Raw genomic sequence first — 7,240 nt, 5'->3', positions numbered from 1 at the left:
GTGCCTTGCCGGCTCCCGCCACCTTGCGACGCCGCGTGCAGCCGGGCTGTGCGGACGGCCGGCACCGGGTCCTGTCCGGTGCCTTGCCGGCTCCCGCCACCTTGCGACGCCGCGTGCAGCCGGGCTGTGCGGACGGCCGGCACCGGGTCCTGTCCGGTGCCTTGCCGGCTCCCGTCACCTTGCGACGCCGCGTGCAGCCGGGCTGTGCGGACGGCCGGCACCGGGCCTTGCCGTCGGCTCCCGCCGGCCTCCGCCGTCTCCCGCCGGCCCCGTGACGCCGCGCACGCTTCCCGAGCTCCGTGAGCAGGGGGCGCCCCGGAGCGCGCACCCGACGCCACGCGGTCCGGCCCTTCGGGGCGGACGACGGGAGTCCGACGACGGGCCCCGGGGGTTCCGGCGGCCGGGGCGGGCAGGCACTGTGGGAGGGGAACAGCTTCCCGGATCGCTCACCGGCCCCCTCGCGCGGGGCCAACCTAGGCGGTGGCAGGAACATGGCACTGGGTACGGTCACGGCGGCCTCCTACGAGCTGCGGTTCGACACCGGGCGGGTCTGCCTGGATCTGCTCGCGACCACCCATCCCGTGGAACGGCTCGGCTCCGTGGAGGTGCTGCGCGCCTGGATCACCGGCTCCGGACTCGTGCCCGCGGACACCGCGCTCGCCCACGCCGACACCTCCTGGCCGGTGGCCTTCCGCGAACTGCGCGGGCGGCTCGCCCCGTTGGTACGTGGCCGGCCGGCGCCCGGTGTCCCCTCGTACGACCTCGCGCTCGCCCGGGTCAACGAACTGGCCCGTGCCGCGCCGCCGGTGCCCCGCGCGGTGCCCGGTGAGGACGGCGTGCTGGTGCGCCGCCTCGACGGCCCGCCCGGCCGCGCGGCGCTGCTCGCGGCCGTCGCGCGGGACGCGGTGGACCTGCTCACCGACCCCGCCGCGCTCGGGAGCCTGCGGCAGTGCGAGGGCGACAACTGCCCGATCGTGTACCTCGACACCTCCCGGGGGCGCAGGCGGCGCTGGTGCTCCAGCGAGATCTGCGGCAACCGGGAGCGGGTGGCCCGCCACCGCCGGCGCGCGGCACTCGCGCGGGCCTGAGCGACTCCCGTGCGGTCCGTGAAAGGACGTCGAAGCGCGGCCCGCGAAAGGAAGCCGAAGTGACGTCGGCCACACCGCCGTTCACCGCCCCCGCGTTGTGATCGGCATCACACCCCTGTCGTTGTGTCGGAAATGTAAAGAAGTGGCGGGGGGATTGTGGGTTCATGTCCCGGTCGTCACCTGACCTCGCGGAAAACTGTCATCCCGCTTTGAACACGCGCCCCCTGACGTCCGTACCGGTTGTCGAGCGACCGACGGGGGGATCCCCCGGACACCGGAGGTGGGCGTGCGCAAGGATGCGGCCGTGGCCAATGAACGTGGAGCGAGGGCCCGACATCGCATGTCCTCACAGCCCTCGGAACCCGACGAGGAGCTGATGCGCGCGCTGTACCGCGAGCACGCCGGACCTCTGCTGGCCTACGTCCTGCGGCTGGTCGCCGGAGACCGGCAGCGCGCCGAGGACGTCGTTCAGGAAACGCTCATCCGTGCCTGGAAGAACGCCGGTCAGCTCAATCGGGCGACCGGTTCGGTACGCCCCTGGCTGGTGACGGTCGCCCGGCGCATCGTCATCGACGGCCACCGCAGCCGGCAGGCCCGGCCGCAGGAGGTCGATCCGTCGCCGCTGGAGGTCATCCCCGCGGAGGACGAGATCGACAAGGCGCTGTGGCTGATGACGCTGTCGGACGCGCTCGACGACCTGACCCCGGCTCACCGGGAGGTACTCGTCGAGACGTACTTCAAGGGGCGTACCGTCAATGAGGCGGCGCAGACACTGGGCATACCCAGCGGCACCGTCCGCTCCCGGGTCTTCTACGCCCTGCGGTCGATGAAGCTGGCTCTGGAGGAGCGGGGGGTGACGGCGTGACGAGGGTCTACGGGGGATACGGAGAGGGCGGTACGGGTATGTCTGGTCCCATGCAGGGATCACCGGTGCCGAACGAACACGAGACCGTCGGCGCCTACGCACTCGGCATCCTCGACGACGCCGAAGCAACCGCTTTCGAGGCGCACCTCGCGACCTGCGAGTGGTGCGCCCAGCAGCTCGACGAACTCGCGGGCATGGAACCGATGCTGGCCGCGCTCGCGGACCTGCCCGGCACCGGGACGCCCGCGCTGGGCGAGTCGCTGTCCGCCAAGCCCTCCCCGCGCGTGGTGGAGAAGCTGGTCGACGAGGTGGCCGAGCGCCGCGCGAGGAAGCGCCGCCGCAACTTCTACATGGTGGCCGCCGCCGGTGCGCTGATCATCAGCGGGCCGTTCGTGGCCGTCGCGGCGAGCGGCGGGGGCGACGAGGGCGGGGGTGGGAGCGGTACCAACCAGACGCTCGCCGCCAACCCCGCGAAGGAGGCCTTCGACAAGAGCTCCGACAAGATCATGGCGACCGATCCCGGCACCCAGGTGACCGCGACGGTGGCCCTGGAGAAGAAGCTCTGGGGCACCGAGATCGTCACGGAGCTGAAGAACGTCAAGGGCGAGCAGAAGTGCTCGCTGATCGCCGTCGGCAAGAACGGCGAGCGCGAGACGGTGAACTCCTGGTCCGTGCCCGGCGAGGGATACGGCCTGCCCGACGCCAAGACGGACAAGGCCAAACAGCCCCTGTACGTCCAGGGCGGCGCCGCCTTCGCACCGAACGAGATCGACCACTTCCAGGTCATGACCTTCGACGGAAAGCTGCTCGTCGAGGTCGACGCGTAGCCGACCGGGGTCCCCTTCGCGTACGGTTGACGGCTGCCCAGCACGTCAGAAGGGGGCCCGGTGGCCGCTCAGGCTCAACAGGAAACCGCGGTCGATCCGGTTCACGACTCCGTTCGCGACCGGGAGATCCGAGTCGAACAGGAACACCTCGACCGGGTGTACCTGCGCCTCGAGGAGAAGATCCACGAGGCCGAGTTCCTCATGCGCGACGCCGCCCGGCGCGGCCAGGTCGGCACGCCCGGCGCCCTCGCCGAGCGGGACGCCCAGGTCTTCCGGGCCGGCATCCACCTCAACCGGCTGAACAACGAGTACGAGGACTTCCTCTTCGGCCGTATCGACCTGCTGCTCGGCAAGGACGGCAAGAAGGGCCCCGACGGCGCGTACACCGCCGTCGAGCCCGCCGAGGGCGCCGTACGGCCCGACAACACCGCCGACATCGCCGAGACCCTGCACATCGGCCGCATCGGCGTCCTGGACGAGGACTACGCCCCGCTGGTCATCGACTGGCGGGCACCCGCCGCCGCCCCCTTCTACCGGTCCACCCCGGTCGACCCCGGCCGGGTCGTGCGGCGCCGCGTCATCCGTTCCAAGGGCCGCCGGGTCCAGGGCGTCGAGGACGACCTGATGCGCCCCGAGCTGACGGCGTCCCTGGACGGCCGCGAGCTGCCCGTGATCGGCGACGGCGCCCTGATGGCCGCGCTGGGCCAGGCCCGTACGCACACCATGCGGGACATCGTGGCGTCCATCCAGGCCGAGCAGGACCTGGTGATCCGCGCCCCCGCCGCCTCCGTGACCTACGTGGAGGGCGGCCCCGGCACCGGCAAGACCGCCGTCGCCCTGCACCGCGCGGCCTACCTCCTCTACCAGGACCGGCGCCGGTACGCGGGCGGCATCCTCATCGTCTCGCCCACCCCGCTGCTCGTCGCCTACACCGAGGGCGTGCTGCCCTCGCTCGGCGAGGAGGGCCAGGTCGCCATCCGCGCCATCGGCTCGCTGGTCGACGGCGCCGAGGCGACGCTGTACGACTCCCCGTCGGTGGCCCGCGCCAAGGGCTCGTACCGCATGCTGAAGGTGCTGCGGAAGGCCGCGCGCGGAGCGCTGGAGCTGAACGATTCACCGCAGCGGCTGCGGGTCGTCGCCTTCGGCCGCCGCCTGGAGCTGGAGGCGGAGGAACTGGCGGGCGTCCGCCGCACCGCCCTCGGCGGCACCGCCCCGGTCAACCTGCTGCGCCCCCGCGCCCGCAAGCTGCTCCTGGACGCCCTGTGGGAGCGCTCCGGCGCCGGGAACCGGCACACCGACCCGCAGCTCGCCGCGGAGCTGCGCTCCTCCTTCGACGAGGACGTCACCACCGAGGACGACTTCATCGCCTTCCTCGACGCCTGGTGGCCCGAGCTGACCCCGGCGGCCGTACTGGACGCCATGGCGGACGAGCGGCGACTCGGCCGCTGGGCCCGGCGGACCCTCAACCCGGGCGAGGTCCGCAGGGTCGCCCGCGCGCTGAAGCGGGACGGGCGCTCCGTGCACGACATCGCGATGCTCGACGAGCTCCAGGCGATCCTCGGCGCCCCGGCCCGCCCCCGCAGGAAGCGCGAGCTCGACCCGCTGGACCAGCTCACCGGCCTGGAGGAGCTGATGCCGGTGCGCGAGGAGACGCAGCGGGAGCGGGCCGAGCGGCTCGCCCAGGAGCGCGTCGAGTACGCGCACGTCATCGTCGACGAGGCGCAGGACCTCACCCCGATGCAGTGGCGCATGGTCGGCCGCCGCGGCCGGCACGCCACCTGGACGGTCGTCGGCGACCCGGCCCAGTCCTCCTGGTCCGACCCCGACGAGGCCGCCCAGGCCCGCGACGAGGCCCTCGGCACCCGCCCGCGCCGCCGCTTCGAGCTCACCGTGAACTACCGCAACCCCGCCGAGATCGCCGAACTGGCGTCGAAGGTGCTCGCCCTCGCCATGCCGGGGTCGCAGTCGCCGAGGGCGGTGCGCTCCACCGGTGTCGAGCCGCGCTTCTCCGTCGCCGGGGGCCCGCTGGGCGAGACCGTGCGCGCGGAGGCGGCCCGGCTGCTGGAGCGCGTGGACGGCACCGTCGGCGTGGTCGTCGCCATGCAGCGCCGCGAGGAGGCCCGGCGCTGGCTCGACGGGCTCGGCGACCGTGTGGTGGCGCTCGGCAGCCTGGAGGCCAAGGGCCTGGAGTACGACGCGACGATCGTCGTCTCCCCTGCGGAGATCGCCGACGAGTCCCCGGCCGGCCTGCGGGTCCTGTACGTCGCCCTGACAAGGGCCACGCAGCAGCTCACGGTGGTCTCGGCGGACCGCGACGAGCCGGACGCGGCCGGGGTGCCGGATCTGCTGAGGGACTGAGAGGTGCTCGGGGGCGCTCGGAAAAACGGGTTGCGCCACGGGAATGGCCTTACCGGATCCGTTTGTTAGCCTTGGTGTGGCACCGGCCCGATCCAAGCCCCCGGGCCCAACCTTAGTCGCTTCGAGCGACCACTTGCCGCGAGGCGAGCATGGCGGGTCGGTGTCACTCAAGCGTTCGAGAGGTCCACGTCACGACTTGTGACGTGGACCTCTTTTCTTGTCCGGACGCTTCTCGTATGGTGGAAAAAACTTTCCGCCAGACGGCATACGCCGGTGAACAAAACGTCCGCAATCCGGGGCGGCTACCGCGTACTCAGGGGTAGGTGCGACGATCGGACGGCACGTTTAGCGACACGGTAAAAGCAGAGGAAGTCGGCCATGGCAACGGCGCCCAGCGTCTCCTACTCGATGACGATCCGGCTGGAGGTGCCCGCGAGCGGAACCGCCGTATCGCAGCTCACCACCGCTGTGGAGTCCTCCGGAGGCTCGGTGACCGGCCTCGACGTCACCGCGTCCGGTCACGAGAAGCTCCGTATCGACGTCACCATCGCGGCCTCCTCCACCGCGCACGCCGACGAGATCGTCGAGCAGCTGCGCGGCATCGAGGGCGTCACCCTGGGCAAGGTCTCCGACCGTACGTTCCTGATGCACCTCGGCGGCAAGATCGAGATGGCGTCGAAGCACCCCATCCGCAACCGTGACGACCTGTCCATGGTCTACACGCCCGGTGTGGCCCGCGTGTGCATGGCGATCGCCGAGAACCCCGAGGACGCCCGCCGCCTCACCATCAAGCGCAACTCCGTTGCGGTCGTGACGGACGGCTCGGCCGTCCTCGGTCTGGGCAACATCGGCCCGAAGGCCGCGCTGCCGGTGATGGAGGGCAAGGCGGCCCTGTTCAAGCGGTTCGCCGGCATCGACGCCTGGCCGATCTGCCTGGACACCCAGGACACCGACGCGATCGTCGAGATCGTCAAGGCCATCGCCCCGGGCTTCGCCGGCATCAACCTGGAGGACATCTCCGCCCCCCGCTGCTTCGAGATCGAGGCGCGGCTGCGCGAGGCCCTGGACATCCCCGTCTTCCACGACGACCAGCACGGCACCGCGATCGTCGTCCTCGCCGCCCTGACCAACGCCCTGCGGGTCACCGGCAAGGCCATCGAGAACATCCGCGTCGTGATGTCCGGCGCCGGCGCCGCAGGCACGGCCATCCTGAAGCTGCTGATCGCCGCCGGGGTGAAGAACGCCGTGGTGGCCGACATCCACGGCGTCGTGCACGCCGGCCGCGAGGACCTGGTCGACGCCGCCCCCGGCTCCGCGCTGCGCTGGATCGCCGACAACACCAACCCCGAGAACCTCACCGGCACCCTGAAGGAGGCCGTGCGCGGCGCGGACGTCTTCATCGGCGTCTCCGCCCCGAACGTCCTCGACGGCACGGACGTGTCCGCGATGGCCGAGGGCGCGATCGTGTTCGCGCTCGCGAACCCCGACCCCGAGGTGGACCCGGCAATCGCCCGCCAGACGGCGGCCGTTGTGGCCACCGGCCGCTCCGACTTCCCCAACCAGATCAACAACGTGCTGGTCTTCCCGGGCGTCTTCCGCGGCCTGCTCGACGCCCAGTCCCGCACCGTCAACACCGAGATGATGCTGGCCGCCGCCAAGGCCCTCGCCGACGTGGTGACCGAGGACGAGCTCAACCCGAACTACATCATCCCCAGCGTCTTCAACGACAAGGTCGCGGGCGCCGTCGCCGGCGCGGTGCGCGACGCGGCGAAGGCGGCGGGGGCGTCGGCCTCCTAGGGAAACCGGCCGCCGAGGGGGCTGTGAGGATCACCACGACCGGTTTGAACCGGCGCGTCGGGGCACCCGGAGATCCTGGTCGCCCTCTATGGTGGCGGCCGGGCCGTGGCGCTCTTCGTGTGACTCCCCGGGGTGTTCTCACGACTCCTGCGGGTGCCGGATTGGCATTACCGCCGCAGGTAGAGGCAGGATGCGTCCCTGGGCGCGAGGGTCCGACGAGGGGACCCGGGTCCGGGGACCCACCGAGGAACCTGGCAGCATCGGCTTGGCCGTGCCCGACATGCGGCTCCGCCGCGTGGCACGCC

General features: G+C 71.9%; 5 protein-coding genes. All 5 read left to right on the top strand.

Going from position 1 to position 7,240, the window contains the following annotated elements; translation table 11 throughout:
* Positions 1–491: 491 nt before the first annotated feature.
* The 5 genes from ACFV5H_RS31980 to ACFV5H_RS31960 all read left to right on the top strand — a co-directional run bounded on the left by ACFV5H_RS31980 (position 492) and on the right by ACFV5H_RS31960 (position 6,935).
* The gene (locus ACFV5H_RS31980; protein WP_385056801.1) at positions 492–1,088 is read left to right on the top strand and encodes a CGNR zinc finger domain-containing protein; all 597 of its coding nucleotides are present in this window, start codon (positions 492–494) and stop codon (positions 1,086–1,088) included.
* 280 nt (positions 1,089–1,368) lie between these two features.
* Positions 1,369–1,953: a sigma-70 family RNA polymerase sigma factor gene (locus ACFV5H_RS31975; RefSeq protein ID WP_004930798.1), complete on the top strand. Its 585-nt coding sequence runs from the start codon at positions 1,369–1,371 to the stop codon at positions 1,951–1,953.
* A gap of 65 nt (positions 1,954–2,018) precedes the next feature.
* Positions 2,019–2,780 (top strand): anti-sigma factor family protein, encoded by a 762-nt coding sequence (locus ACFV5H_RS31970; RefSeq protein ID WP_385198384.1) that lies wholly within the window; start codon positions 2,019–2,021, stop codon positions 2,778–2,780.
* Positions 2,781–2,840: 60 nt separating this feature from the next.
* Positions 2,841–5,138, top strand: coding sequence for a HelD family protein (locus ACFV5H_RS31965; RefSeq protein WP_385056794.1), 2,298 nt, complete (start codon positions 2,841–2,843; stop codon positions 5,136–5,138).
* Positions 5,139–5,516: 378 nt separating this feature from the next.
* Entirely contained in the window at positions 5,517–6,935 is a 1,419-nt protein-coding gene (locus tag ACFV5H_RS31960; protein WP_385056791.1) for an NAD-dependent malic enzyme, read from the top strand.
* The last annotated feature ends 305 nt before the right edge of the window (positions 6,936–7,240 follow it).

It is taken from the genome of Streptomyces sp. NPDC059787, assembly GCF_042732315.1.
Classification (GTDB): domain Bacteria; phylum Actinomycetota; class Actinomycetes; order Streptomycetales; family Streptomycetaceae; genus Streptomyces; species Streptomyces atrovirens.
Note: the sequence above shows the minus strand (reverse complement) of the source record. Positions and strands in the feature narration are given on the sequence as shown.